At 71.1% G+C, this 26,372-nt stretch carries 25 protein-coding genes and 1 pseudogene; 15 read left to right on the top strand and 11 right to left on the bottom strand.

Annotated elements, in window-relative coordinates; genetic code table 11:
• Nucleotides 1–7: 7 nt before the first annotated feature.
• Nucleotides 8–1,384 carry a cysteine desulfurase/sulfurtransferase TusA family protein gene (locus ABT114_RS15665; protein WP_351142707.1) on the top strand — a complete coding sequence of 459 codons (1,377 nt, stop codon included), beginning with the start codon at nucleotides 8–10 and terminating at the stop codon, nucleotides 1,382–1,384.
• 74 nt (nucleotides 1,385–1,458) lie between these two features.
• On the opposite strand, the gene ABT114_RS15670 is transcribed toward ABT114_RS15665, so the two are convergent.
• Nucleotides 1,459–2,433, bottom strand: a complete 975-nt coding sequence (locus ABT114_RS15670) for a carbohydrate kinase family protein (RefSeq protein WP_351142709.1) — start codon at nucleotides 2,431–2,433, stop codon at nucleotides 1,459–1,461.
• Nucleotides 2,434–2,563: 130 nt separating this feature from the next.
• Here ABT114_RS15670 and ABT114_RS15675 point away from each other — a divergent pair, with 130 nt between their 5' ends.
• Nucleotides 2,564–2,773: a hypothetical protein gene (locus ABT114_RS15675; protein WP_351142711.1), complete on the top strand. Its 210-nt coding sequence runs from the start codon at nucleotides 2,564–2,566 to the stop codon at nucleotides 2,771–2,773.
• A gap of 168 nt (nucleotides 2,774–2,941) precedes the next feature.
• Entirely contained in the window at nucleotides 2,942–4,768 is a 1,827-nt protein-coding gene (locus ABT114_RS15680) for a hypothetical protein (RefSeq protein ID WP_351142713.1), read from the top strand.
• A gap of 101 nt (nucleotides 4,769–4,869) precedes the next feature.
• Here the strand turns inward: ABT114_RS15680 and ABT114_RS15685 are convergent, their stop codons facing one another.
• Nucleotides 4,870–5,226 carry a HesB/IscA family protein gene (locus ABT114_RS15685; protein ID WP_351142715.1) on the bottom strand — a complete coding sequence of 119 codons (357 nt, stop codon included), beginning with the start codon at nucleotides 5,224–5,226 and terminating at the stop codon, nucleotides 4,870–4,872.
• 309 nt (nucleotides 5,227–5,535) lie between these two features.
• Between ABT114_RS15685 and nadA the strand changes: the two genes are divergently transcribed.
• Nucleotides 5,536–6,720 (top strand): quinolinate synthase NadA, encoded by a 1,185-nt coding sequence (gene nadA, locus ABT114_RS15690; RefSeq protein WP_351142717.1) that lies wholly within the window; start codon nucleotides 5,536–5,538, stop codon nucleotides 6,718–6,720.
• 58 nt (nucleotides 6,721–6,778) lie between these two features.
• Nucleotides 6,779–7,112 (top strand): annotated as a pseudogene (locus ABT114_RS15695) (GNAT family N-acetyltransferase).
• Nucleotides 7,113–7,154: 42 nt separating this feature from the next.
• On the opposite strand, the gene ABT114_RS15700 reads toward ABT114_RS15695, so the two are convergent.
• Nucleotides 7,155–7,463 carry a hypothetical protein gene (locus ABT114_RS15700; RefSeq protein WP_351142719.1) on the bottom strand — a complete coding sequence of 103 codons (309 nt, stop codon included), beginning with the start codon at nucleotides 7,461–7,463 and terminating at the stop codon, nucleotides 7,155–7,157.
• Between the two features lie 148 nt (nucleotides 7,464–7,611).
• Here ABT114_RS15700 and ABT114_RS15705 point away from each other — a divergent pair, with 148 nt between their 5' ends.
• Both ABT114_RS15705 and ABT114_RS15710 read left to right on the top strand, forming a co-directional pair.
• Nucleotides 7,612–8,457 (top strand): helix-turn-helix domain-containing protein, encoded by an 846-nt coding sequence (locus tag ABT114_RS15705; protein ID WP_351142721.1) that lies wholly within the window; start codon nucleotides 7,612–7,614, stop codon nucleotides 8,455–8,457.
• Nucleotides 8,436–8,633: a DUF397 domain-containing protein gene (locus ABT114_RS15710; protein ID WP_351142723.1), complete on the top strand. Its 198-nt coding sequence runs from the start codon at nucleotides 8,436–8,438 to the stop codon at nucleotides 8,631–8,633. The genes ABT114_RS15705 and ABT114_RS15710 overlap by 22 nt, the downstream gene beginning before the upstream one ends.
• 45 nt (nucleotides 8,634–8,678) lie before the next feature.
• On the opposite strand, the gene ABT114_RS15715 is transcribed toward ABT114_RS15710, so the two are convergent.
• From ABT114_RS15715 to ABT114_RS15735, 5 genes are all read right to left on the bottom strand, one after another.
• Nucleotides 8,679–11,771, bottom strand: a complete 3,093-nt coding sequence (locus ABT114_RS15715; RefSeq protein ID WP_351142725.1) for an efflux RND transporter permease subunit — start codon at nucleotides 11,769–11,771, stop codon at nucleotides 8,679–8,681.
• 166 nt (nucleotides 11,772–11,937) lie between these two features.
• Nucleotides 11,938–12,621 (bottom strand): response regulator, encoded by a 684-nt coding sequence (locus ABT114_RS15720; RefSeq protein ID WP_351142727.1) that lies wholly within the window; start codon nucleotides 12,619–12,621, stop codon nucleotides 11,938–11,940.
• Nucleotides 12,618–13,865: a sensor histidine kinase gene (locus ABT114_RS15725; RefSeq protein WP_351142729.1), complete on the bottom strand. Its 1,248-nt coding sequence runs from the start codon at nucleotides 13,863–13,865 to the stop codon at nucleotides 12,618–12,620. Before ABT114_RS15725 ends, ABT114_RS15720 begins: the two co-directional genes overlap by 4 nt.
• Nucleotides 13,866–13,987: 122 nt before the next feature.
• Nucleotides 13,988–14,266: a PspA-associated protein PspAA gene (gene pspAA, locus ABT114_RS15730; protein ID WP_351142731.1), complete on the bottom strand. Its 279-nt coding sequence runs from the start codon at nucleotides 14,264–14,266 to the stop codon at nucleotides 13,988–13,990.
• Between the two features lie 50 nt (nucleotides 14,267–14,316).
• Nucleotides 14,317–15,114 carry a PspA/IM30 family protein gene (locus tag ABT114_RS15735; protein ID WP_351142733.1) on the bottom strand — a complete coding sequence of 266 codons (798 nt, stop codon included), beginning with the start codon at nucleotides 15,112–15,114 and terminating at the stop codon, nucleotides 14,317–14,319.
• 278 nt (nucleotides 15,115–15,392) lie between these two features.
• Between ABT114_RS15735 and ABT114_RS15740 the strand changes: the two genes are divergently transcribed.
• The 3 genes from ABT114_RS15740 (at nucleotide 15,393) to ABT114_RS15750 (ending at nucleotide 17,993) form a co-directional block, all read left to right on the top strand.
• Nucleotides 15,393–16,019: a DUF3043 domain-containing protein gene (locus tag ABT114_RS15740; RefSeq protein WP_351142735.1), complete on the top strand. Its 627-nt coding sequence runs from the start codon at nucleotides 15,393–15,395 to the stop codon at nucleotides 16,017–16,019.
• Between the two features lie 83 nt (nucleotides 16,020–16,102).
• Entirely contained in the window at nucleotides 16,103–16,804 is a 702-nt protein-coding gene (locus tag ABT114_RS15745) for a class I SAM-dependent methyltransferase (RefSeq protein ID WP_351142737.1), read from the top strand.
• A 115-nt stretch (nucleotides 16,805–16,919) separates the two neighbouring features.
• Entirely contained in the window at nucleotides 16,920–17,993 is a 1,074-nt protein-coding gene (locus ABT114_RS15750; RefSeq protein WP_351142739.1) for a S1C family serine protease, read from the top strand.
• A gap of 38 nt (nucleotides 17,994–18,031) precedes the next feature.
• Here the strand turns inward: ABT114_RS15750 and ABT114_RS15755 are convergent, their stop codons facing one another.
• The gene (locus tag ABT114_RS15755) at nucleotides 18,032–18,244 is read right to left on the bottom strand and encodes a hypothetical protein (RefSeq protein ID WP_351142741.1); all 213 of its coding nucleotides are present in this window, start codon (nucleotides 18,242–18,244) and stop codon (nucleotides 18,032–18,034) included.
• Between the two features lie 204 nt (nucleotides 18,245–18,448).
• On the opposite strand from ABT114_RS15755, the gene ABT114_RS15760 reads away from it, so the two are divergent.
• Nucleotides 18,449–19,657 carry a bifunctional adenosylcobinamide kinase/adenosylcobinamide-phosphate guanylyltransferase gene (locus ABT114_RS15760; protein ID WP_351142743.1) on the top strand — a complete coding sequence of 403 codons (1,209 nt, stop codon included), beginning with the start codon at nucleotides 18,449–18,451 and terminating at the stop codon, nucleotides 19,655–19,657.
• Nucleotides 19,658–19,678: 21 nt separating this feature from the next.
• Here ABT114_RS15760 and ABT114_RS15765 read toward each other — a convergent pair whose 3' ends face one another.
• Nucleotides 19,679–20,794 carry a class I SAM-dependent methyltransferase gene (locus tag ABT114_RS15765; RefSeq protein ID WP_351142745.1) on the bottom strand — a complete coding sequence of 372 codons (1,116 nt, stop codon included), beginning with the start codon at nucleotides 20,792–20,794 and terminating at the stop codon, nucleotides 19,679–19,681.
• Nucleotides 20,795–20,964: 170 nt separating this feature from the next.
• Between ABT114_RS15765 and cobT the strand changes: the two genes are divergently transcribed.
• The 3 genes from cobT to ABT114_RS15780 all read left to right on the top strand — a co-directional run bounded on the left by cobT (nucleotide 20,965) and on the right by ABT114_RS15780 (nucleotide 24,669).
• Nucleotides 20,965–22,068: a nicotinate-nucleotide--dimethylbenzimidazole phosphoribosyltransferase gene (gene cobT / locus ABT114_RS15770; protein WP_351142747.1), complete on the top strand. Its 1,104-nt coding sequence runs from the start codon at nucleotides 20,965–20,967 to the stop codon at nucleotides 22,066–22,068.
• 63 nt (nucleotides 22,069–22,131) lie between these two features.
• Entirely contained in the window at nucleotides 22,132–23,898 is a 1,767-nt protein-coding gene (locus ABT114_RS15775; RefSeq protein WP_351142749.1) for a phosphatidylglycerol lysyltransferase domain-containing protein, read from the top strand.
• Between the two features lie 24 nt (nucleotides 23,899–23,922).
• On the top strand, nucleotides 23,923–24,669 hold the full coding sequence (locus ABT114_RS15780; protein ID WP_351142751.1) for a hypothetical protein: 747 nt from the start codon (nucleotides 23,923–23,925) through the stop codon (nucleotides 24,667–24,669).
• A gap of 26 nt (nucleotides 24,670–24,695) precedes the next feature.
• Here ABT114_RS15780 and ABT114_RS15785 read toward each other — a convergent pair whose 3' ends face one another.
• Nucleotides 24,696–25,478, bottom strand: a complete 783-nt coding sequence (locus tag ABT114_RS15785; RefSeq protein ID WP_351142753.1) for a hypothetical protein — start codon at nucleotides 25,476–25,478, stop codon at nucleotides 24,696–24,698.
• A gap of 60 nt (nucleotides 25,479–25,538) precedes the next feature.
• On the opposite strand from ABT114_RS15785, the gene ABT114_RS15790 reads away from it, so the two are divergent.
• A complete protein-coding gene (locus ABT114_RS15790) occupies nucleotides 25,539–26,327 on the top strand; it encodes an adenosylcobinamide-GDP ribazoletransferase (protein WP_351142755.1) in 789 nt (262 codons plus the stop codon).
• The last annotated feature ends 45 nt before the right edge of the window (nucleotides 26,328–26,372 follow it).

Raw genomic sequence — 26,372 nt, forward strand, 5'->3', positions numbered from 1 at the left:
TTGCGGTGTGTCCTACTTCGATGCCGCATCCGCCGCTCCCCTCCATCCCGTTGCCCGCCAGGCCCTGCAGGCCTCGCTCGACGAGGGGTGGGCCGATCCCGCGCGGCTGTACCGCGAGGGACGCCGGGCCCGGTTGTTGCTGGACGCGGCGCGCGAGGCGGCGGCCGAGGCGGTGGGGTGCCGGGCGGACGAGCTGGTGTTCACGGCCTCCGGGACGCGGGCGGTGCACTCGGGGATCGCGGGTGCGCTGGCGGGCCGACGGCGCGCCGGAGACCACCTGATCGTGTCAGCGGTCGAACACTCTTCGGTACTCCATTCGGCCGAGGTGCACGAGGCTGCGGGTGGGTCGGTGACCCGGGTGCCGGTGCTGCGCACGGGCGCGGTGACCGCGCAGACGTACGGCGAAGCCCTGCGCCCGGACACCGCGCTGGCCTGCCTGCAGTCGGCCAACCACGAGGTGGGGACCGAGCAGCCGGTGGCAGCTGTGGCCGAGCTGTGCCGCGAGGCGGGTGTCCCCCTCCTGGTGGATGCCGCGCAGTCGCTGGGCTGGGGCCGGGTGCCGGGCGACTGGTCGGTGTTGACGGCGAGTGCCCACAAATGGGGTGGACCGTCCGGGGTCGGGCTGCTCGTGGTCCGCAAGGGTGTGCGGTTCGCGTCCCAAGGGCCGGTGGACGAGCGCGAGTCGGGGCGGGCGGCCGGCTTCGAGAACATCCCGGCGATCGTGGCGGCGGCGGCCTCGCTGCGGGCGGTGCGGGCCGAGGCCGAACAGGAGGCGGTACGGCTGCGGGAGCTGACGGACCGGATCCGGACGCGGGTGCCGTCGGTCGTACCGGATGTGGAGGTGGTCGGCGATGCGGTGCGGCGCCTGCCGGGGGTCGTCACGTTCTCGTGTCTCTATGTCGACGGGGAGACCCTGCTGCACGAGTTGGACCGGGAGGGCTTCTCCGTCTCGTCCGGATCGTCCTGTACGAGCAGCACGCTGACGCCGAGCCATGTGCTCAAGGCGATGGGGGTGCTGAGTGAGGGGAACGTCCGGGTGTCGCTGCCGCTCGGTACGCCCGCGGAGGAGGTCGAGCGGTTCCTGTCGGTGCTGCCGGGGACGGTGGCCGCGGTGCGCGAGAAGCTCGGCGCACCGACACCCGCGGCGGTCGTGCACGAGGACGCCCTGGTGGTCGACTCGTTGGGCAAGCTCTGCCCGATTCCGGTGATCGAGCTGGCTAAGGTCATCGGCGACGTGCCGGTGGGCGGCACGGTCCGGGTCCTCTCCGACGACGAGGCGGCCCGGCTCGACATCCCGGCGTGGTGCGAGATGCGGGGGCAGGAGTACGTGGGTGAGGAACCGGCGGACCGCGGTGCGGCTTACGTGGTCCGCCGGTTGTCGTGACCGTGCCGAGGCCATGACCAGGCCGTAGCCAGGCCATGACCAGGCCGTAGCCAGGCCATGGGCTAGGCCATTGGCTAGGCCAGGTGCTCCTTGACCTCGCCGGCGGCCTCGTCGCCGTACGCCTTGGTGAAGCGCTCCATGAAGTGGCCGCGGCGCAGCTGGTACTCCTGGGTGCCCACCGTCTCGATGACGAGCGTGGCGAGCATGCAGCCGACCTGGGCGGCGCGTTCCAGGGAGACGCCCCAGGCCAGGCCGGAGAGGAAGCCGGCGCGGAAGGCGTCGCCGACGCCGGTGGGGTCGGCCTTGCGCTCCTCGTCGGGGCAGCCGACCTCGATCGGGTCCTCGCCGACCCGCTCGATGCGCACGCCGCGCGAGCCGAGGGTGGTGACGCGGTGACCGACCTTGGCGAGGATCTCCTCGTCCGTCCAGCCGGTCTTGGACTCGATGAGGCCCTTCTCGTACTCGTTCGAGAAGAGGTACGTGGCGCCCTCCAGCAGTATCCGGATCTCGTCGCCGTTCATCCGGGCGATCTGCTGGGAGAAGTCGGCGGCGAACGGGATGGACCGGGAGCGGCACTCCTCGGTGTGGCGGAGCATCGCCTCGGGGTCGTCGGCACCGATCAGGACCAGGTCGAGGCCGCTGACGCGGTCGGCGACGGTCTTCAGCTCGATGAGGCGGGCCTCGCTCATCGCGCCGGTGTAGAAGGAGCCGATCTGGTTGTGGTCGGCGTCGGTGGTGCACACGAAGCGGGCGGTGTGCAGCGTCTCGGAGATGCGCACCGAGTCGGTGTCGACGCCGTGCCGGTCCAGCCAGGCGCGGTAGTCCTCGAAGTCGGAGCCCGCGGCGCCGACCAGGATCGGCTCCGTACCGAGCTGTCCCATGCCGAAGGCGATGTTCGCGCCGACACCCCCACGGCGTACGTCGAGGTTGTCGACCAGGAAGGAGAGCGAGACCGTGTGCAGCTGGTCCGCGACGAGCTGGTCGGCGAAGCGGCCGGGGAAGGTCATGAGGTGGTCGGTGGCGATGGAGCCGGTGACTGCGATGCGCACGGCGTGGACTCTCCTGGGGGGAGGGGCATTGACAGTTCACGCTACCCGGTCCGGGGGTACCGTTGAAGCAGCCGAAACTACCCAATAGTAGATCTTTCTCCTCGGGCTCCCCCACGCATACGGTGCCGTCATGACGAACCTGAAGAGCTGTGCCCCCGCCCCGGCCGACCTCGAGGGCGACCTCGCGTCGCTGCGCGGTGACTGCGCCCGGATGGCTCCGCACTGGGCGGCCCCCGACCGGACCACTCCCCGTCCGGTGTCCCCGTCACTCATCCACGGCGTGACCGTGCCGTCGAAGTCGGCGCGGCTGCTGGACGCGATGTCGGACTACGGGGACTGAGCGGCGCCCGGATCCGCCCTCGGCTCGTTCCAGGGAACCGTGCGCTCCCCCGCTGCGTCCCATCGCTGTCCCCCGTATAGGGGATGCGGGATACGACCCTCCAGCAGGCCGTTTTGACAGGGCCGGGTCAGGGTTGGTTACAGGGACAGCAGCTGAAGGAGCGATGCGGTGAACACCGAGCGACCCGACAACGACGACGCCGCACGCGAGCCGGGCGCCAACGACGACGACGCCGCACGCGAGCCGGGCACCGCTGAGACCGCCGGTGAGGAGGAGGTCGGGGCCGAGGAGGTCGGGGCCGAGGAGGTCGGGGCCGAGGAGGTCGGGGCCGAGGAGGGCCGCGAGGAGGTCGGTGGCGCGGAGGGCGACGCCGAGATCCGCGCCGACGAGGGCCGCCAAGAGGCCCGTGCCGAGGAGGGCAACGCCGCCGTCCACCCCGCCGAGGACCCCGAAGAGGCCCACGCCGAGGCCCGCGCCGAGGAGGGCCACGCCGAGCAGGGTCCCGTAAAGGCCCACCCCGACGAGGATCACGCCGGGCGTCCGGCGTCCCGGCGGCGGTCCCCCCTGGTCGTCGCCTCGGTCGCCGCCGCCGTGCTGCTCGTCGGGGGCGGCGGTGCGTACCTCGCCGCGAGCACGTCCGGCGGCTCCGGCGGCCGTACGGACTCGAGGGCGCCCGCCGGCGACGGCACCCCCGCACCGCTGGCCCTCGACGGTTACTCCGAGGGCGGTACGGGCAGCGGCGGCACCGGCGACACGAACGGCATAGCGCCGGGCGAGCCGAATCCGTACGGCGTGACGTACCAGGCCGCGGGCACGCTGCCCGACGGTCCCGGCTCGGCGCCGGTGTACTGGGCGAAGGGCGAGGTCACCAAGGACGAGGTGGCCCGCCTGGCCGAGGCGCTCGGCGTCGACGGGACGCCGGTGGCGCGGGGAGAGGTCTGGAAGGTCGGGACGGGCAAGGACGGCGCGGGCCCGAGCCTCCAGGTGAGCAAGGAGGCGCCGGGGACCTGGACCTTCAGCCGTTACGCGCCCGGCACGGACAACTGCAAGAGCATCACCGTCTGCACACAGGACCCCGGGGCCCCGGCCGCCGACCCGGTGAGCGAGGCGGCCGCGAAGAAGGCGGCCGCGCCGATCCTCAAGGCGCTGGACCAGGACGACGCGAAGATCGACGCGAGCCAGGTCATGGGCGCCCAGCGGGTGGTGAACGCCGACCCGGTGGTCGGCGGGCTGCCCACGTACGGCCTGACGACCGGGCTGACCGTGAGCGCGCAGGGCGAGGTGGTCGGCGGCAACGGCCAGGTGAAGACGCCAGTGAAGGGGGACACGTATCCCGTGCTGAGCGCGCGGAAGACGCTGGACCTGATGAACGCGGCGCCCGGGACCGAGCACCGCATGGGCATCGGCGGCTGCGCCAGCCCCGTACCGCTGAAGGACCGGCTGGAGCAGCCGTGCGGGTCGTCGACCGGGTCGCCCGGTGCCGGGCGGCAGACGATCACCATCGAGGACGCGGTGCTCGGGCTGGCGGTGCGCGGGGCGAACGGGCGGCAGGCCCTGGTGCCGACCTGGCTGTTCGAGGCACGGGGGTCGGGCGCGCAGGACGACTTCACGGTGCCGTATCCGGCGGTGGACCCGAAGTACCTGACCCCGGCGGCGTCGGCCACCCCGTCCGCGCCGACCGCGGCGCCGACGTCGTACGACGTGAAGGTGGACGGCTACACGGCCGACGGCAAGGAGCTCACGGTGAGCTACACGGGCGGGGTGTGCGCCGACTACAAGGTGGCGGCGGTCGAGAGCTCGGACAAGGTGACGGTGACGGTGACCGCGAAGCCGTGGCCGAACAAGATCTGCATCAAGATCGCCGAGATCTTCCACCAGACGGTGCTGTTGGACGAGCCGCTGGGCGGACGGAAGGTCGTGGGGTCGGACGGCAAGGCGATCCCGCTGGAGAAGGCGGGGGCACGGCTGCCGGGGGCGTCGACGCAGCCGCAGTAGTGGTTGCGTGACGCGGACTGCGGATACGAGAAAGCGGCGGCCCCGCCGGAGGGGGCCGCCGCTTTCTCGTTGCTCAGACTTGGCTGAGGTCGCCAAGTGACTTAGCTGAAGGAGTCACCGCAGGCGCAGGATCCCGTCGCGTTCGGGTTGTCGATCGTGAAGCCCTGCTTCTCGATCGTGTCCACGAAGTCGATGGACGCGCCGCCCAGGTACGGAGCGCTCATGCGGTCGGTGACGACCTTGACGCCGCCGAAGTCCTTGACGACGTCACCGTCGAGGGAACGCTCGTCGAAGAACAGCTGGTAGCGCAGGCCGGAGCAGCCGCCGGGCTGAACGGCGACGCGCAGGGCGAGGTCCTCGCGGCCTTCCTGGTCGAGCAGGGCCTTGACCTTGGACGCGGCGGCGTCGGTCAGGATGATGCCGTCGGTGACGGTGGTGGTCTCGTCCGATACGGACATCTACATCTCTCCCGGGTTGTACGGAGACTGCTTGCCGACGGTTGCAACCGGCGGGGCCGCGGATTCATTCCGGGCCGGGCGCGTGTCTTTCGGGTTCCTTCGGTTCCTTCTGTTTCCTTCGGATCCCACTTCATGCTCGCACACGTGGCGGAAAGCGGAAAACAGCTGACCGGGATTCATGTCACACCGACACTATGGCCATCGTCAAAGTGACGTGAAGCGGTTATGATAGATAGCGTCATTTCGACGAAAAGTAGCGCCGGCCCGATGTCCGAGCCGGCGAGCCGCAGAACAGAAAGGGTGCGTGTCGTGACCACCGCCCAGACCCAGGAGCTCGACGTACAGCCGACGCCCCTCGCCCTGCTGCTCCTCGGCCGTGAGGCCGACCCGAAGAGCGAGCGCGGCGTCGAGTGTCCCGGCGACCTCCCCTCGCCGTCCGACCCGGACCTGGTCGAGCGCGCCCGCGCGGCCAAGGAAAAGCTCGGCGACAAGGTCTTCGTGCTCGGCCACCACTACCAGCGCGACGAGGTCATCCAGTTCGCGGACGTCACGGGCGACTCCTTCAAGCTGGCCCGGGACGCGGCCGCCCGCCCGGAGGCCGAGTACATCGTGTTCTGCGGTGTGCACTTCATGGCGGAGTCCGCGGACATCCTGACCGGCGACGACCAGAAGGTCGTCCTCCCCGACCTCGCCGCCGGCTGCTCCATGGCCGACATGGCGACCGCCGAGCAGGTCGCCGAGTGCTGGGACGTGCTGACCGAGGCCGGCATCGCCGAGCAGGTCGTCCCGGTCTCGTACATGAACTCGTCCGCGGACATCAAGGCGTTCACGGGCAAGCACGGGGGCACGATCTGCACTTCGTCGAACGCCAAGAGGGCGCTGGACTGGGCGTTCGAGCAGGGCGAGAAGGTTCTCTTCCTTCCCGACCAGCACCTCGGCCGCAACACCGCGGTCCGCGACATGGGCATGTCGCTGGAGGACTGCGTGCTCTACAACCCGCACAAGCCGAACGGCGGCCTGACGGCGGAGCAGCTGCGTGACGCGAAGATGATCCTGTGGCGCGGCCACTGCTCGGTCCACGGCCGTTTCTCGCTGGACTCGGTGAACGACGTGCGCGAGCGCATCCCGGGCGTGAACGTCCTGGTCCACCCCGAGTGCAAGCACGAGGTCGTGGCCGCGGCGGACTACGTCGGTTCGACCGAGTACATCATCAAGGCGCTGGAGGCCGCCCCGGCCGGCTCCAAGTGGGCCATCGGCACGGAACTGAACCTGGTCCGCCGCCTGGCGAACCGTTTCGCACCCGAGGGCAAGGAGATCGTCTTCCTCGACAAGACGGTCTGCTTCTGCTCGACCATGAACCGCATCGACCTCCCCCACCTGGTGTGGACCCTGGAGTCCCTGGCCGAGGGCAACCTCGTCAACCGCATCGAGGTCGACAAGGAGACCGAGGCGTTCGCGAAGCTGGCGCTGGAGCGGATGCTGGCGCTGCCGTAGGGCCCAGATTTCCAGGAGATACCAAGATGCCCCTTCCTTCCGGAGGGGCATCTTGGTGTTGGCTTGTCACTACCGTTCTGCGTACGAGTGGCGGGGCCAGTTCGACAACGCCTCCCTCAACGCGCTGCACGCCGACGGCTTCGGCCACCGGGTCGCTCAGACCCGTCAACGTTGTCTGGGACGGCGGAGCTCATGCCTTCATCCTGGACACGGTGGTCGCCCCCGATTGCCGAGCGAGAGGGGTCGGCGCCGCCCTTGTCGCCGCTGCCGCCGAAGAAGCCCGTGTCGCAAAGTGCGAGTGGCTTCACGTCGACTTCGAAGAGCATCTGCGTTCGTTCTACTTCGATGCCTGTGGCTTCAAGGAGACGGCAGCCGGGCTGATCGCCCTGTAACGCGTGGCCAAAGCCCTCGTCGCGACTCCTGACCACCCCAGATCAGTCGTCACGGAGCGGGTCCGGCCAACGGTGCCCCCGACTCCCCGCGATCCGCAACGCGTCCGCCAACGCCTCGGCCATGCGAACCCCCGCGAACCGCAACTCCCGTCTGCGCGCCTCCGGTTCGTCGAGCAGCGCCCGCGCGGCGAACAGGACCGACTCGGCGGAGTCGAGCAGATCCGCCTCCACCTCGTCCGCCAGCCGTGACAGCCGGCTGTTCGGATCATCCGTGCTGAGGTAGCACGGCAGCCCCTCCGGCGTGGTCCACGGAAGTAACCGGAGGGCAGTACCCGTACCGTCGCGCAGCATCTGACGCCTCTCTCTTCGAAACAGCCCCTCGGGCGGACTCGAACCCGCATGATTACTGTGTGCGACGCAATCATCGCTCCGCGCACACGACCCTCGACAAGGACGACGCGTCCCGACATCAGGAGCGGGACAACAGAGAGGCGAGACAATGACGTTCAGGCCGCAGACGCTGACCCCGTACCTGTCAGCCCGCCACTACTTCGGCGCCGAGCAACGCCGACACCGCGAGACCGCGGGACTGTCACTCGTACAGCTCGCCGGCATCGTGAACTCCAGCAAGAGCACGCTCGCCCGCATCGAAACGGCCGAGTTGATGCCACCGCCGGACCTCCCGGACCGGCTCGACGCCGCGTTCGGCACGGACAAGCACTTCCACGGGCTGTACGAACTGGCCAAACGCGAGGCCCACCCGGACCAGTACCGCCGCTTCATGGACTTCGAGGCGCAGGCGGAGGTCATCGAGAACTACGAACCGCAGGTCATCCCAGGGCTGTTGCAGATCAAGGAGTACGCCGACGCTCAGCTCAGCCTCCAGGAGGAGCTGGCCCGGGAGAAAGTGGAGGAACTCGTCAACGCCCGTATGTCCCGCCAGGAGCGGCTGCATGCGGCCCAGCCCCCGCTCCGCTGGGCGATCATCGACGAGGCGGTCCTCCGGCGGCCGTTCGGCGGCAGGGAGTGCATGCACAAACAACTGGCCTCGCTGCTCGGCCAGGTGGATACTCCGGACAGCAAGGTCCAGGTGATGCCCTTCAGTGCCGGTCCGCACTACCTGATGGGCGCCTCGCTGACCCTGCTGACCCTTCCCAACGGCTCCACCATGGCCTACGAAGAGGGCATCGAGGTCGGCCACCTCTACGAGGACCGGGACTCGGCGAAGAAATGGCGACGGCGGTACGAAGTGCTCCGCGCCAACGCCCTCTCGCCGACCGCCTCGGCGGAGCTGATCCGACAGGCGATGGAGGACTACAAGCCATGCGACACACCCCCGAGCTGAACTCGGCCCATTGGCGCCGGAGCAGCTACAGCAATGCCAACGGGGGTAATTGCGTCGAGATCACCGAGGACTTCCCCGGCGTCGTCCCCGTCCGCGACAGCAAGAACCCTCACGGCCCCGTACTCGTCGTCCCCGCCTCCGCCTGGGACGCTTTCGTCCACTCCCTGAAGGCATAAAAGCAAGGACGGCCGGGCCTCCTTCGAGACCCGGCCGTCACGCTGTCACACCCCTACCGGCTCCGGCACCTCCACCTTCGCCTCCCGCTTGGCCGCCCGCTTCTTCGCCCGGCGCTCCTTGCGGAGCTCCAGCATCGCGTACAGCGTCGGGACCAGCAGCAGCGTCAGCAACGTGGACGTGATCAGACCGCCGATCACCACCACCGCCAGCGGCTGCGCGATGAAGCCACCCTCGCCCGTGACGCCCAGCGCCATCGGCAGCAGCGCGAAGATCGTCGCCAACGCCGTCATCAGGATCGGGCGGAGACGGTGGCGGCCACCCTCCACCACGGCCTCGACGACGCCGTAACCCTGTCGCCTGTACTGGTTGATCAGGTCGATCAGGACAATCGCGTTCGTCACCACGATGCCGATCAGCATCAGCATGCCGATCATCGCGGGGACGCCCATCGGGGTACCGGTCGCCAGGAGGAGACCGATCGCGCCCGTTGCCGCGAAGGGGATGGAGACCAGCAGGATCAGAGGCTGGGCCAGCGAGCGGAACGTCGCCACCAGCAGCATGAAGACGATCGCGATGGCCGCCAGCATCGCCAGGGCAAGGTTCTTGAACGCGTCGTCCTGGTTCTGGGAGACGCCGCCGATCTCCGCCGTCGCGCCCGCCGGGAGCTTCAGGGAGTCGAGCTTCGAGGTGAGGTCTGCGCTCACCGCGCCCGTGTTGTCGCCGGTCGGCTTCGCGGTGATGGTCGCCGCTCGCTGGCCGTCGATACGGGTCATCGAGACCGGACCGTCCACCAGCTTCACCGTCGCGATGTCGCCCAGCTTCACCGCGCCCAGGCGCAGTTCCTGAAGCTGCTTCAGGGTCTGGGCCGGCTTGGCCGACTTGATGACCACGTCGCGCTCGGTGTCGTCGACGATCGCCTTCGCGGCCGTCGTACCCCGTACCGCCTGAGCCACCGCCGCGCCCAGCGTCTGGTCGTTGAAGCCCGCCGTCGCGGCCTTCGGGTTCGCCTTGACCGAGATGCGCGGCACGCTCTGCGCCAAATCGCTGGTGACGTCCGTGACATCGTCCAGACCGGCCACCGCGTCGCGGACCTCTCCCGCCGCCTTGCGCAGCACGTCCGCGTCGGCCGCCTTGACGACCACACTCAGGTCCTGGTTGCCGAAGCCGTCACCGGCGGCGACCGTGGTCGTGCCGATGCCCTTCAGGGCCTTCAGACCGTCCTCGATGCGGTTCTGCACGTCGTCGTACGACGCCGAGTCGTCCAACATGACCTGGTACGACGCCTGGTTGGTGTCGGTGCTGCCGCCGAAGGCCGCCATGAAGCCGGACGAGCCGACGGTGACCTGGTAGTCCTTGACGCCCTTCACCCCGGCGAGCAGCTTCTCGACCTTCTGCGCCTGCTCGTCGGTCGCCGTCAGGCTCGTGCCCGGCGCCAATTCCTGCTTGACGGTGAGGACTTCCTGGTCGCCCTGGTCGAAGAAGTTCGTCTTCAGGAGCGGGGCCATGGCGAAGGTGCCGATCAGGACCACCACCGCTATCGCCACGCTGGTCAGGCGGCGGCGGGTCGCGAAGCGCAGGACGGGGACGTAGACGCGCTGGAGGCGGCTGCTCGCCTCCTTCTCCTCCGCCTTGCGGCGGGCTTCCGCCGCGTCCGCCGGGGTGCCCTTGGGGGCGCGCAGGAACCAGTACGACAGGACCGGGACGACCGTCAGCGAGACGAGGAGGGAGGCCAGCAGGGCCGCCGTCACCGTGATGCTGAACGAGCCGAACAGTGCGCCCACCATGCCGCCGACCAGGCCGATCGGGAGGAAGACCGCGACCGTGGTCAGGGTCGAGGAGGTGACCGCGCCGGCCACCTCGCGGACCGCGTTCAGGATCGCGGCCTGGCGCTCCTCGCCGTAGCCGAGGTGGCGTTTGATGTTCTCCAGGACGACGATCGAGTCGTCCACCACCCGGCCGATCGCGATCGTCAGCGCGCCGAGCGTCAGCATGTTCAGGGAGAGGTCCCTGGTCCACAGGACGATCAGGGCCAGCACCACGGACAGCGGGATGCTCACCGCCGTCACCAGCGTCGAGCGGACCGACGCCAGGAAGACCAGGATGACGAGGACCGCGAAGAGCAGGCCCAGCCCGCCCTCCGTGGTCAGGCCCTTGATGGACTTCGACACGGCGGGGCCCTGGTCGCTGACGACGGTGATCGTCGCGCCGGAGCCCAGGTCCTTGCGCATGTCCGGCAGCTTGTCGTCGACGGCGTTCGAGATGGCGACCGCGCTGCCGTCGTGGTCCATGGTGACCATCACGGCGAGGCTCGGCCTGCCGTTCGTGCGGGTGATGGAATCGGCCGGGGCCTCCTGCTGCTTCACCGTCGCCACGTCGGCAAGACTGACCGGGCGCTTCCCGCCCGTCACCATCAGGTCCTCGATCTGCTTCAGCGAGGTGAAGCCGCCGCCGACCTGGACGGTGCGGTTCTTGCCGGACTCGTCGAAGGAACCGGCCGGGACGGTCGCGCCGCCCGCCTGGAGGGCCTGGGCCAGGGCGGCCGTGGTCAGACCCGCCTTCGCCAGCTTCGCGTCGTCGGGGGTGACGGTGACCTGGAGGTCGCGTACGCCGTTGACGGTGACCTGGCCGACGCCGTCGATGTCCTTCAGGTCCGGTACGACCGTCCGGTCGAGCTGGTCGGCCAGGGCCTGCTGGTCCTGGCCGGAGGTGACGGCGAGGACGACGGTCGGCATGTCGTCCGTCGAACCGGCGACGACCTGCGGGTCCACGTCGTCCGGGAGCTGGGCCCGGGCCCGGTTGACGGCCTGCTGGACGTCGGCGACGAGCTGCTTGGAGTCGTTGCCGTAGTCGAAGGACGCCACGATCACGGCGTTGCCCTCGCCGGCCGTGGAGGTGACGCCGGAGATGCCGTCGACGGCGTCGAGGGTGTCCTCGATCGGCTCGACGACCTGCTTCTCGACGACGTCCGGGGACGCTCCCTGGTAGGGCGCCAGCACCGACACCATGGGCAGTTCGATGGTGGGGAGGAGTTGCTGCTTGAGCTGCGGGATCGCGATCGCGCCGAAGGCGATCGCGATGATGGACATCAGGCCTATCAGGGCCCGTTGCGCGAGGCTGAACCTGGACAGCCAGGACATGGATCGGGTCTCTCTTCTGGGAGCGGCAGAAGTCATGGAACGCACGCACATGCACATGTGAGCGCCCACTCCTACACCCTGCGCCATCGCCAGGGGGCGATCCCTAAGCCCCAGGTCCATTTCCTTATACGGCGCATACTCCCGGCGCAGTACGGCCGGGTTGAGGTCAGTCCACCCTCGGGCGTACCAGGCCGGACTCGTACGCGATCACGACGAGCTGGGCCCGGTCCCGGGCGCCGAGCTTGGCCATGGCCCGGTTGACGTGCGTCTTCACCGTGAGCGGGCTGACCTCGAGGCGTTCGGCGATCTCATCGTTGGAGTGGCCTCCGGCGACCTGGACGAGCACCTCGCGCTCGCGCACGGTGAGCGTCCCGAGCCGCTCGGAGCGGACCGGGTCGGCGGCCTCGTCCGCCGCGTCGCCCTGGGCGAGGAAGCGGGAGATCAGGCCCTTGGTGGCGGCCGGGGACAGCAGGGCCTCGCCGCCGGCCGCGACCCGGATGGCGTTGAGGAGTTCCTCCGGCTCGCTGCCCTTGCCCAGGAAACCGGAGGCGCCGGCGCGCAGCGACTGTACGACGTAGTCGTCGACCTCGAAGGTCGTCAGGATGACCACCCGGACCTGGTCCAGGGCCGGGTCGGCGCTGATCAGGCGGGTGGCCGCGAGGCCGTCCGTGCCGGGCATGCGGATGTCCATCAGGACGACGTCGGCGCGTTCCTCCTTGGCCAGCCGGACCGCCTCCGCGCCGTCGGACGCCTCCCCCACCACCTCCATGTCGGGCTCGGAGTCGACGAGTACCCGGAAGGCGCTGCGGAGCAGCGCCTGGTCGTCGGCGAGCAGGACACGAATGGTCATACGGACTCCCCCGGCTCTCCCGCGGCGGCTGTGCGGGTCTTGACCGGCAGGATCGCATGGACGCGGAAGCCACCGCCGTACCGGGGACCGGTGGTGAGGGTGCCGCGCAGGGCGGTGACGCGCTCGCGCATGCCGAGCAGCCCGTGGCCGCCGCCGGAGTCGAGAGTGCCGCCCGCCCCGGACGGCACCGCGGCGGGGCGGCCGTTGTCGAGGACGGTGACCTCGATGTGCGGTCCCACGCGTACGACGCTGACCTCGGCCTTGGCTTCGGAGCCCGCGTGCTTCTGCACGTTGGTGAGGGCTTCCTGGATGACGCGGTAGGCGGCCAGGTCGACGGCGGCGGGGAGGGTGGTGTCCTGGTCGGCGCGGGCCACCTCGACCTGGAGGCCGGCGCTGCGGAAGGTGCCGGCGAGCTCGTCCAGGCGGTCGAGGCCGGGGGCGGGCTCGGTGGGGGCCTCTGGGTCGCCGGACTGGCGGAGCAGGCCGACGGTGGCGCGCAGTTCGTTGAGCGCGGAGCGGCTGGCCTCGCGTACGTGGGCGAGGGCTTCCTTGGCCTGGTCGGGGCGCTTGTCCATGACGTGGGCGGCGACTCCGGCCTGGACGTTGACCAGAGCGATGTGGTGGGCGACGACGTCGTGCAGGTCGCGGGCGATGCGCAGGCGTTCCTCGGCGACCCGGCGGCGGGCCTCCTCCTCGCGGGTGCGTTCGGCGCGGTCGGCGCGGTCGCGGATGGCCTGGACGACGGCGCGGCGGCTGCGGACGGCGTCCCCGGCGGTGGCGCCGATGCCGGTCCAGGCGAAGATGGCGAGGTTCTCCTGGGCGTACCAGGGGAGGGGGCCGGCGAGCATGGACGCGCCGGTCAGGACGGTCATGGTGAGCAGGCCCGCACGCAAGGTGGTGGGGCGGTCGGTGGCGGAGGCGACGGTGTAGAGGGCGATGACGGCGCACATCGCGACCGGGGCGCGGGGATCGCCGGTGACGCTCTCGACGAGGGCGAAGGTGCCGGTGAGGGCGAGGACCGTCATGGGGGCGCTGCGGCGGAAGACGAGGGCCACGGCACCGAGGGTGATCAGGACGAGGCTGAGGGGGTCCGGGGTGCGGAGGCTCCAGCTGACGCCGTTGTCACCGCGCGGCTCCACGAAGGAACCGGCCACCATGCAGACGAGCACGCCCGCCGCCAGCGCCGCGTCCAGCGCCAGGGGGTGCGCTTTCAGCCGGCAGCGGGCGCGTTCGAGGGTGCTCACGGTTGAACAGTACGGGGGAGTCGTCGGCGCCGGAACAGGTGTCGGCGTAACCCCCCGCACGGTCGACGTGACCCCGTAAGGGCCCCGGTACGGCACCCGTAAGGGCCCCGGCATGGCAGCTGTCAGCCCGGGATGAGGCCGTCGTTGCTCAGCAGGTCCCGGACTTCCTCCAAGGTCGAGTCCTCGGAGGGGAGGATGAGCTCCGACGGTTCCAGGGAGTCGTCCGGGAGGGGCTCGCCCAGGTCGCGGACCTTGGTGAGGAGTGCCTGGAGGGTGCGGCGGAAGCCGGGGCCGTCGCCCTTCTCCACCTCGGCCAGAAGCTCGTCGTCCAGTTTGTTCAGCTCGGTGAGGTGGCTGTCGGCCAGCCTCACCTGCCCCTCCCCCATGATCCGTACGATCATGTCGCCCTCCTCGGCGTGGGCCCCGGCTGCGGTCCGGTGATTGCTGCTGATTACTGCTTGTCGAAGCGCGGGGTGTCCTGCGGCTGCTGCTGGGACTGCGACTGGTCCGTGCCGCCCTCGATGGCCTGCTGGCCCGAGGACGTGCCGCCGGCCAGCTCCGCCTTCATGCGCTGCAGTTCCAGCTCTACATCCGTACCACCGGAGAGCCGGTCCAGCTCGGCCGTGAGGTCGTCCTTGGCCATGCCGGTGGGGTCGTCGAGGGCGCCCGAGGCCATCAGTTCGTCGAGGGCGCCGGCGCGGGCCTGGAGCTGGGCGGTCTTGTCCTCGGCGCGCTGGATGGCCAGGCCGACGTCGCCCATCTCCTCCGAGATGCCGGAGAAGGCCTCGCCGATCCGGGTCTGGGCCTGGGCCGCCGTGTAGGTCGCCTTGATCGTCTCCTTCTTCGTACGGAAGGCGTCGACCTTGGCCTGGAGGCGCTGGGCCGCCAGGGTGAGCTTCTCCTCCTCGCCCTGGAGCGTCGAGTGCTGCGTCTCGAGGTCCGTCACCTGCTGCTGCAGCGCGGCGCGGCGGGAGAGCGCCTCGCGGGCCAGGTCCTCACGGCCCAGCGCGAGCGCCTTGCGGCCCTGGTCCTCCAGCTTGGTCGACTGCTGCTGCAGCTGATTGAGCTGGAGTTCCAGGCGCTTGCGCGAGGTCGCCACGTCGGCGACGCCGCGGCGCACCTTCTGGAGCAGCTCCAGCTGCTTCTGGTACGAGTAATCGAGGGTCTCGCGCGGGTCCTCGGCCCGGTCAAGGGCCTTGTTCGCCTTCGCGCGGAAGATCATCCCCATACGCTTCATGACACCGCTCATGGGCTTCGCGCGCCCCCTTCTGACGGACTCCAGCTCCAGCGACTGCAACAGAACCCACAGTACGGGCCCTGCATCCATTACCGCACTGTTCGGGGACGGATGCGCTCATCCCCAAGGACGACTGCTGACGGCCCTGCTCCGGCGTGAGGAGTAGGTGGCCCCCGGGGTTGCCGACGGTGGCCTCCAGGGTGTTCGCCGGGTGAACCGCCTGCAACGTCCCCTCTGTCCCCTTACAGACGACTGGTGTTGCCGGATCGTTCCCGGCCGGGCTGGGGTCCATGCCCCCGCACCACGTACCCTTGGGTTTTGTGTTCCGTAGCCGTGCCAAGGAAGAGAAGGCCCCCGCCGACAAGGCGCAGGTGACCGACTCCAAGCAGACCCGTGACCCGCAGGCCCCGAAGGGCAGGCCCACTCCCAAGCGGAATGAGGCCCAGTCCCAGCGCCGCAGCGTCGCCAACACGTCGCTGACGCGCAAGGATGCCGCCAAGCGGCAGCGCGAGGAGCGCCGCCAAGCCATGGACCGGCAGCGCCAAGCGCTGGCCAGTGGCGACGAGCGGTACCTCCCGGCCCGTGACAAGGGCCCGGTCCGCAAGTTCGCGCGTGACTTCATCGACTCGCGCTTCAACATCGCGGAGTACTTCCTGCCGATGGCCGTGGTCATCCTCGTGCTGAGCATGGTGCGGGTGGGCTCGCTGCAGAGCATCGCGCTGCTGCTGTGGCTCGTCGTGATCGTGCTGATCGTGCTGGACTCGATCCTCTCGGGCTTCCGCCTGAAGAAGCGGCTGGCCGAGCGCTTCCCCGACCAGAACAGGCGGGGCGCGGTCGCCTATGCCCTGATGCGCTCTCTCCAGATGCGTCGGCTCCGGCTGCCGAAGCCGCAGGTCAAGCGCGGAGAGCGGCCCTGAGCACTACGTCTTTCTCCGGGGGCGCCGCCGATGCCTGGCTGAGCAAGCTGGGCGGGCTGCGGAACGTCGTACGGCAGGAGCTGGTGGCTCGGCAGCTCGATGAGCAGATAGCCGGGCGGTTTCCCGTCGGGCAGCGGCTGCGCGTGCTGGACGTCGGGATGGGCCAGGGCACGCAGGCGCTGCGGCTGGCCCGGGCCGGGCACCAGGTGACCGGGCTCGAACAGGACGCGAAGATGGTCGCGACCGCGCGGGAGACACTGGCGTCGGAGCCGGAGGGGATCCGCGACCGCATGCGGATCATCGAGGGCGACGGCCGGGACACCGGGGTGCACTTCCTGCCGGGCAGTTTCGACGTCGTGCTCTGCCACGGCGTCCTCATGTACGTCGAGGAGCCCGACCCGCTGGTGGCCGGGCTCGCGCGCATGCTCGCGCCGGGCGGCCTGCTGTCGCTGCTGGTGCGCAACGCGGACGCGCTCGCGATGCGGCCTGGCCTGTCCGGGGACTGGGCGGGAGCACTGGGCGCCTTCGACACCACGGCGTACCGCAACCGGCTCGGCCTCGATGTACGCGCGGACCGCCTCGCCACACTGACCGCCACACTCGCCGGCATCGGCGCACCCCTGCACGCCTGGTACGGAGTGCGGGTCTTCACGGACACCGCGGCGGACGGCGCCGAATCACCCGCCGACGTCGAGACGCTCCTGGCGGCCGAGGAACGGGCCGGGCGGACGGATCCGTATCGGGGCGTCGCGGCGCTGCTGCATCTGTGCGGGGTGCGGGGCTGAGTCCTCGGCGGGTGCCGGACTGAGTCCTTGCCGGGTGCGGGGCCGGCCTCGGTGGGTGTGCTCGTTCGGGCGAGCAGGGCAAGCCGGATATTCACTCCGAAGAGAGACTCGGGGCATGGACGCTTCTCTTGCGCGTGCCCGTCGGGTGGTCGCTCTCGTCTGCTTCGCCGTGCTGGTCTCCGGGTGTTCCGAGTCCGGTTCGCCGGGCAAGGAGGAGGACTCGACGAGGCAGACAGCCGCGGAGGCGGCCGCCGTGCCCAGGTCGGGCAGCGACCTGCAGAGCGACTACCAGAGGGTGATCAAGGACGTTCTGCCGTCGGTCGTGCAGATCCAGGCCAGAAGTGACCTGGGGTCGGGGGTCGTCTACGACGACAAGGGGCACATCGTCACCAATGCGCACGTGGTGGGGAACGAGAAGTCCTTCCAGGTGACGACCGCCAACAGCGAGGACCCGCTGACCGCGAGCCTCGTCTACTCGTACCCGGAGCAGGACCTCGCCGTCATCAAGCTCGACCAGGTGCCGGAGGGGCTGAAGGCCGCGACCCTGGGGGACTCCGCCAAGGTCGAGGTGGGGCAGATCGTGCTGGCCATGGGCTCGCCGCTCGGGCTGTCGTCCAGCGTGACCCAGGGCATCGTGTCCGCGACGGGGCGGACGGTCAGCGAGGGGCGGACGGGTGGGGGCACCGGAGCCACCATCGGCAACATGGTGCAGACCTCCGCGGCCATCAACCCCGGCAACAGCGGGGGCGCGCTCGTCAACCTCGACGGCCAGGTCATCGGCATCCCGACGCTCGCCGCCACCGACCCCGACATCGGGGGCGGTGCGGCGCCCGGGATCGGGTTCGCGATCCCCGCGTCGATGGTGCAGACGATCGCCGACCAGATCGTCAGGGACGGCAAGGTCACCGACTCGGGCCGGGCGGCGCTCGGCATCGTCGGCCGTACGGTCGTCGACGAGACCTACCAGGCCGCCGGGGTCGCGGTGGTGGAGGTGAAGACCGGCGGCGCCGCCGACAAGGCCGGCATCGAGCCCGGGGACATCATCACCAGGCTGGGCCGCGTGGCCGTCACGTCGATCACCTCACTGTCGGAGGCACTGGTGGCGGACCAGCCCGGCGACAGGACCACGGTGACGTTCACACGCAACGGCATCGAGAAGACGGTGGATGTGACGCTGGGCGAGCAGTGAGGCGGGCGAGGGCCGGCCGGCAGCCCTCGCCCCAGGGCTCAGGACTCCTCGGCGTGCAGGCTCATCGGCCCGTAGATCTCCGTCGAGTCCTCGAACAGCCGCACCTGGTCCGCGCCACCTTCGAGCAGGTCCTTCCAGACCTCCCCGATCCAGGACTCGGCGTCCCCCTGCGTCGTGAACTCCTCGGGCTGCACCGCGGGCTGGACCTCTGTCCCGTCGGCCTTCTCGAACCGCCACAGCCATGCCGCCATGTACGCCTCCCAGATGTGAGCACATGCAGAGCAGAAGCCGGATCTTGGTCCGGCTCCTGCCCTGAGCCTATGCGCTCCGCCGGTTGCGAGGTCAGAGGAGTGCGGGTTGTTCGCGGCTGCGGCTCATCCGCGGCCGGACGCGCCCACGCGGCCCGGCCGCACCTGGACGCGCGCTGTCTCCGGCGACACGGGAAAATCGGGTCCGTGGAACTGACTCTGCTCGGCACCGGTGCCCCCGCGGGACTCCCCCGCCCCGACTGTCCCTGCGCTGCCTGCGCGTACGCGCTCGGCGCGGATGCGCGGGCGGCCACCGCGCTGCTCGTGGACGGCACGCTGCTGCTGGACCTGACGCCCGGCGCGGTCTTCGCGGCGGCGCGTGCGGGGCTTTCGCTGGGCGGCGTACGGCAGGTGCTGCTGTCGCATCCGCACAACGGGCCCGCGCTGGAGGTGCCGGTGGGGCTGCCGCAGCCCGGGCGGGTGCCGGACGGGCGGGAGTTGGCGCTGCTGACGGGGCATCGGGTGCGGGCGGTGGCGATGGACGCGCCCGGCACGGGGTACGCGGTGACCGGGCCGGACGGGCTGCGGCTGCTGTATCTGCCGCCGGGGTGTGCGCCGGCGGGGCTGGAGGAGGGAAGCGAGCTGTCGGCGCCGTACAACATGGTGCTCAGCGATGTCGTGGGGCGGCCGGACGCGCTCGCGAAGCTGCGGGCGGTGGGGGCGGTGGGGGCGACGACCGACGTCGTGGCGGTCCACCTCGACCACGATGTGCCGCCGGGGCCCGAGTTGCGGCGGCGGCTCGCGGCGGCCGGAGCGCGGGCGGTGCCGGACGGGTCGACGCTGACCGTGGGGGTGTACGAGGACGTACCGGACGTACCGCGGCGGACGCTGGTGCTGGGCGGCGCGCGGTCCGGGAAGTCGGTGGAGGCCGAGCGCAGGCTGGAGGCCTTTCCCGACGTGCTGTACGTCGCCACGGGCGGTTCGCGCAGCGGCGACCAGGAGTGGGCGGAGCGGGTCTCGGCGCACCGGGAGCGGCGTCCGGGGTCGTGGCGGACGGTGGAGACGTGCGACCTGGTGCCACTGCTGGCGGAGGACGGGGCGCCGCTGCTGATCGACTGTCTGTCGCTGTGGCTGACGGACGCGATGGACTCGGTCGGGGCGTGGGACGACGCGGTGTGGGCGGACGGCGGTGAGCGGGCGCTGCGGAAGCGGGTGCGGGAGTTGACGGCGGCGGTGCGCGCCACCCGGCGGACCGTTGTCGCCGTGTCGAACGAGGTGGGGTCGGGGATCGTGCCGGCCACGGCGTCGGGGCGGCGGTACCGGGACGAACTCGGGCGGCTGAACGCGGCGTTCGCCGGTGAGTGTGAGCAGGTGCTGCTGGTGGTGGCGGGGCAGGCGCTGGTGCTGCGCGGATGAGCGCGAGCGTCGAGGCGGGGTTCAGTTCCTGCGGGCGATGACGCGGTACGTGTTCGCGAAGCGGGTGCGGCGGAGCAGCGGGGCCAGAGTGTGGTCGAGGGTTGCCGCCGCGGCGACGAGGGGGGTGCTCGTCCCGAGCAGGGCCGTGCGCAGTCGGCGCTGGAACTCGCCGGGCGGGACCGCTCTCCAGGGTGCGTCCGGCGTGGGGAGGGCCCGGGTCAGGGCCAGGGCCAGCGCGGCGGCCAGGTCGTGCGGGACGTGGGAGGCGCGGCGGTCGGTGGTGACGATCGTGCAGCCCTGGGACTCGAGTTCGGTGCGCAGGTTGGGCAGCGGGATCAGGTGGAGGTGGCGGGGCTGGCCGTACGGGAGCCACCACTTGCCCAGCAGGGTCGCGAACACGCAGCGCGGGTCGGGGAGTTCGAGCAGGAGGTGGCCGCCGGGGCGGAGGGCCGTGAGGGCGGCGCGGAGTTCCTCGCGGGGGTGGGGGATCTGTGGCAGGTGGTGGAGCATGCTCACCACGTCGTAGCGGGCGCGCAGCCGCGTGGTGATCTCCGGGATGCTCAGGTGGCCCACGTACGCCTCCTCGACGCGGCCGGCCTCCCTGGCCCGCGCCACCCGCGGCGTGGGATCCAGTCCGTCGAACGAGGTGTAGGGGAACACCTCGTTCGCGACCTCCGGGAAGTGGGCGTGGCCCGTCCCCACGTCGAGCCAGCTCTCCGGCTCGGGGAACCGCAGCATCGCGCGGGCGGTGGCGCGCAGGTGCCGGCGGCGGCCGCGAACCCCGAGGGCACGTTCCGCGAGGACGGCGACCTCCTCGGGGCGTCCTTCGTACAGGCCGCGGTGGTAAAAGGCCAGGCCTTCGGCGGTCAGACGGGGGTTCTGGAAGGCGTGCGCGCAGTCCCCGCACTTGTCGACGACGAACGTGCCCGGTTTCCCCTGGAGCAGGTCGGGGGCGCGCAGGCGGGTGCGCAGCCGGGTCGAGCCGCACCAGGGGCAGTCCTCGCGGCGCGGCTCGTGGAAGCGGTCGGTGCCCTGGGCGAGTTCGGCGGTGTAGAGGGCGCGGCGGTGCTCGGCCGGGTGGGGGACGGAACGCGAGGCGGGGTGCGGGACAGGGGGCGGGACGGGCTTCGAGGACATGTGCGGCTCCCGGTGAGGCGAGAGGGCGACGGCAGGGGCAGAATCGGAGGCTGGCCAATTCACCGCAAAGTGGAACGTATGGGATCGCGATCTTGGGTGCAACGACGTCGCGCCCACGGGGTGGCGATGTGACGCCGACACGTTCGATCAGTGCCGGTACTGTTCGGCGAATGAGCTCGCTTAATCTCGACGACTTCACCGATCTGATCGAGCGCCCCGACGGTGGGGTGCGCCGCGACGCCGAGGCGCGCCGGGAGCGCCAGATCGTGCCGCCCGGATCGCTGGGGCGCCTCGACGACCTGGGTGAGTGGCTGGCCGCGGCGCAGTCGGCCGTGCCGGTGCGCCCGGTCGAACAGCCGCGGGTCGTGCTCTTCGCCGGGGACCACGGGATCGCCGGACGCGGCGTCTCCGCACGGCCCGCGGGCAGTGCCGCGGAGCTGGTGCGCGAGGTACTGGAGGGCGGCCGGCCCGTCTCCGTGCTCGCCCGCCGGCTGGGGGTGCCCGTACGGGTGGTGGACATGGCCCTGGACTGTGAGCCGGACGCGCTGCCCGCGGACGTCGTACGGCATCGGGTACGGCGCGGCAGCGGGTCCATCGACGTCGAGGACGCGCTGACCCTGGAGGAGGCGGAGGCCGCGTTCCGGGCCGGCGTCGCGGTGGCCGACGAGGAGGCCGACTCCGGTACGGATCTGGTGGTGCTCGGCGATGTGAGCGTGGGCGGGACCACGGCGGCGGGGGTGCTGGTCGCCGCGCTGTGCGGGACCGACGCGTCCGTGGTGACCGGGCGGGGCGGGCTCGCGATCGACGACCTCGCGTGGATGCGCAAGTGCGCGGCGATCCGTGACGCGCTGCGGCGGGCCCGGCCGGTACTCGGGGACCAGTTGCGACTGCTGGCGACGGTGGGCGGCGCCGACCTCGCCGCGATGACCGGGTTCCTGCTGCAGAGCGCGGTGCGGAAGATGCCGGTGGTGCTGGACGGGGTCGTGGCGGCCGCGTGCGCGCTGGTGGGTCAGCGGGTCGCGTTCCGGGCGCCGGACTGGTGGCTGGCCGGGCACAGCAGCGGGGAGCCGGGCCAGGCGAAGGCGCTGGACCGGATGGCGCTGGAGCCGCTGCTGGATCAGGGGGTGACCGTCGGCGAAGGGGCGGGGGCCCTGCTGGCACTGCCCCTGGTGCAGGCCGCGGCGGCACTGGCGGCGGAGCTGCCGGAGAAGCCGGAGGCGAAGAAGGAGGAGCTGGAGGAGCAGGAGGAGGAGCCGGAGCAGCAGGAGGCCTAGCCAACAGAAAGGGCGGCGGCGAAAGAGCGGTTCACGGGAGGTACCCCCATATGATCGCCCTTCATGGGAGATGTCCGAATCGCGCCTGTCCGGGATCGCCGTAGTACCGGAGTCTCGCGGCGGGCTGCCGGCCTCGCCGTCTGGTACCTGCGGGCCGTCGCCTTCGTCAACTTCCTCAGCGCGGTGTGGGTCTCCCTGGGGCAGGACGTGCGGCGGCACAACCAGGAGAACTTCTTCACCCCGTACCTGCTGACGGCCGGGTTCGCCTCGGGTGTGTTCACCGCGTTCCTGGCCGTCACCATGCGGCGCCGCAAGCGGGCCGCATGGATCCTGAACCTCGGACTCAGCGGGCCGTTCCTGCTGCTGTTCGCCCTCGCGATGGCGTTCCCCGAGGTCCGGCAGTACGCGCAGAACTGGATCTCCCTGGGCCTCACCGCGGCCTTCGTCGGCGTGCTCCTCGTCGGGCGGCGCGAGTTCTACGCCAAGGGCGACCGCGCCAATCCCCGGCTCGCCGCCGTCGTCGGCGTCGGCGGGCTGCTGCTCTCCTCCCTGCTGGCCGCGCTGCTGGTGACCATCACCAACCAGGCGGCGGACGCGGGCCGTTCGACGTTCCCTGAGCGGTGGTGGTACGGGACGCTGCGGCTGGTCTCGGTCGCGGCCGACGAGTCCCGCTTCCCGGGGATCTCGACGCCCAACTGGGCCAACGTCGCCGTCAACGTACTCAGTACGGCACTGGTGCCGGCCGTGTTCTACGCCGCCTTCCGCTCCCGGCGCGCCGTCGACCCGCTCACCGAGGACGACGAGAAACGGCTGCGGGTGCTGCTCGAACAGCAGGGCGAGCGGGACTCACTGGGGTACTTCGCGCTGCGGCGGGAGAAAAGCGTCGTCTGGTCGCCGACGGGCAAGGCGGCGGTCGCCTACCGGGTCGTGGGCGGGGTGTCGCTGGCGTCCGGGGACCCGATCGGGGACCCGGAGGCGTGGCCGGGGGCCATCGAGCCGTGGCTCGCCGAGGCCCGGGTGCACGGGTGGATTCCGGCCGTGATGGGGGCGAGCGAGGAGGCCGGGACCGTGTACCGGCGGCACGGCCTTGACGCGCTCGAACTCGGGGACGAGGCGATCGTGGAGGTCGCCGAGTTCACGCTGGAGGGCCGGGCCATGCGGAGCGTGCGGCAGGCGTACAACCGGGTGAAGCGGGCGGGCTACGGCGTACGGATCCGGCGCCACGAGGACATCGGCGCGGACGAGATGGCCTACCTCGTCCGGCGCGCCGACGACTGGCGCGACGGGGCGACCGAGCGCGGGTTCAGCATGGCGCTGGGCCGGCTCGCGGACCCGGAGGACGGGCGGTGCGTGATGCTCGAGTGCACCGACGCGCAGGGGGAGTTGAAGGCGCTGCTCTCCTTCGTGCCGTGGGGGCCGCACGGGCTGTCTCTCGACCTCATGCGGCGGGACCGGGACTCCGACAACGGGCTGATGGAGTTCATGGTCATCGAGCTGCTGCGGCGGGCCCGCGAGATCAGGATCACGCAGGTCTCGCTCAATTTCGCCATGTTCCGTTCGGTCTTCGAACGTGGTGCGCGTCTCGGCGCCGGGCCGGTGCTGAGGCTGTGGCGGTCGCTGCTCAGCTTCTTCTCCCGCTGGTGGCAGATCGAGTCGCTGTACCGCGCCAACGCCAAGTACCGGCCCATCTGGGAGCCGCGGTTCCTGCTCTTCGAGAAGAGCGCGGATCTGCTGCGCATCGGCGTCGCGTCGGGGCGGGCGGAGGGGTTCCTGGAAGCGCCGGGACTGCCGAAGTGGCTGCACCGCAGGCACCTGGACACGCACAGATGAGACCACGGGGATGAGGAACACCGGATGAACAGGCTCGCCCGCTGGGCCCACGCCGAATGGGGCCTGCTGTACGTCACGGTGCGGGAGCCGCTGCTGAAGCGGCACTGGCGGGCGATCCCGATGAGCATCGGGGCGGTGTGCCTGACGACGGTCGCACAGGTCGTGCAGAACCAGTCCTGGGGTTACCGGTTCGTACAGAACATCGGTGCCGTGCGTGCCGAGGACCCGCTCTGGCCGGCCCTGCTCCGTACGCCCCTGTCGCTGTTCGTTCCGGCGCTCGACCTGCCGGTGTGGGGTGCGCTCGCGCAGCTCCTGCTCGTGTTCGGGATCGCGGAGATCTGTCTGGGCTGGTCGCGGACCCTGGTCATCGCGTACGCCGCCACCCTCGCCGGAACGCTCTACGCCCGCCTCGGCATCCGGCTCGGCCCCGACCACCCCCTGGGCCTGCCCGCCTCGGACGCCCACGTCGTGGACACCGGGCCGTCGGCGGCCGTGGTGGGGCTGGCGATCTTCCTGGGCTGGCGCTACGGCGCGTACGCGACCGCGGGTGCGGTGGCCCTCGCGATAATCATCGAGGTGCTCCTGAAGGAGAACCTGGCCGGCAAGGAGCACTTGGCGGCGCTCGCGGCGACGGTGCTGCTGTGCGGCGCCTCGGCACGACGACACCGCCCACGGGGCCGCGGACCGGGACTGTACCGACCGTCAGGCCTGGGCCGGGGCCCGGGGAAACGGGCCGGCACCGGCACCGGCCCGCCGCCCAACCCGCCCTGAGAAACCCCACCCCACCACCGAAACCCTCACCGCTCGCCAGGGCCCGGACCCGGGCCGGGAAGCCGGGTCGGCAGGGGGTCGGGTTTGCCGCCGATCCAGTCCTCGAGGGCGCGGCGGGGACCCGCCCAGCGACGGTCGTGGTGGTAGGCGCGCAGGCGGGATCTGGCGCGGGCGCGTGGGCGGCGGCGGTAGAAGCGCTTGGCCCAGGGGGATCCGGGACGGGCCAGGCGGATCGCGCCGACCAGGGCGACGACGGGGACGATCACACCGAAGATCGCGGTACGCGCCTTCCCCTTGCTCAGCGCGACGAGGGAGAAGAGGAAGCTCGTGGCGACGGTCACGATGACGCCGCCGCGGTCCTGGAATTCCTCCTGGGAGACGTCGTTGACGCCGAACGGGACGAAGCCGGCGAGGACCAGGCCGACCAGGGCCGCCGTGACCACCACGACCTCCACGCTCTTGCGCCCCTCCTCGGTCCAGTAGACGTCGTCGAGGTGCAGGATCAGCGCGAACTCGTCCAGGACGAGACCCGCGCCGACACCGAAGAGGATCGCGCACAGGACCGAGCCGAAGCCGTTCCGGCCGCTGGCGACCGCCCCGAAGCCGCCGATGACGGTGAGCACGACACCGGGCACCACGTGGTGGATGTGCATGCCGCCGGCCTTGACGTTGCGGAAGGGACCCTTTCCGGCCCGGATCGTGCGGGTGATGACCCGGGTGACCACGAAGGTGACGACGAAGGACGTGAGGGCGAGGAGCAGCGGAAGTTTGCCCGGTTCGATGATGTTCCGGTGCAACCAATGTCCCATATAGGCACTTTATCCACGGCTGCCGTGGGCACTCTCCCGACCGCCGGGTAATCTGCGCCGGTGCCCAAGACCCCCACCTGGCCGGACGGCCTCCGTTTCGCGTTCGGCACCCTGACCGTGCTCCCGGTGCGGGTGACCCGGTGGGACCGGGAGGCCGCGCGCGGCGGCATGCTGTGCGCTCCGCTGGCCGGTCTGGTGGTCGGCGTCTGCGCCGCCGCACTCGGTGTGCTCCTGCTGTTCCTCGGCGCCGGCCCGCTGCTCGCCGCCGTCGCCACCGTCGCCGTACCGGCCGTGCTCACCCGCGGGCTGCATCTCGACGGGCTGGCCGACACCGCCGACGGGCTGGGCAGCGGCAAGCCCGCCGAGGACGCACTGCGGATCATGAAGCAGTCGGACATCGGGCCGTTCGGGGTGATCACGCTCGTCCTCGTGCTGCTCGCGCAGGTGGCCGCGCTGGCACAGGCGTACGGCGACTCCTGGGCCCGCGGCGCTCTCGCCGCCGTCGTCGCGGCGACCGCCGCACGGCTGGTGCTGACACTGGCCGCACGCGGCGGGGTGCCGGCCGCCCGGCCGGAGGGGCTGGGGGCCGCGGTCGCCGGGGTGGTTCCGGTGCGCGGAGCGGTGGGAGCGGTGGCCGTCGTCGTCCTCGCCTCCGGCACCGGCGGCGCGCTCTTCGGGACGTACGACGTCGTCCGCACGGCCCTCTCCGTCCTCGCCGCAGCCGCCGTCGCCGAACTCCTGCTGCGCCGCTGCACGCGCCGCTTCGGCGGGGTCACCGGTGACGTGTTCGGCGCCCTCGCGGAGACGGCCGCGACGGCTGTGTTCGTGATCCAGTCGCTCGGTCGCTGATCTGTTCCGCCGTACACGGACAGGTGATCGCGATCGGGGGGTGTT

The organism is Streptomyces sp. NPDC002088, assembly GCF_040296605.1.
Lineage (GTDB): Bacteria > Actinomycetota > Actinomycetes > Streptomycetales > Streptomycetaceae > Streptomyces.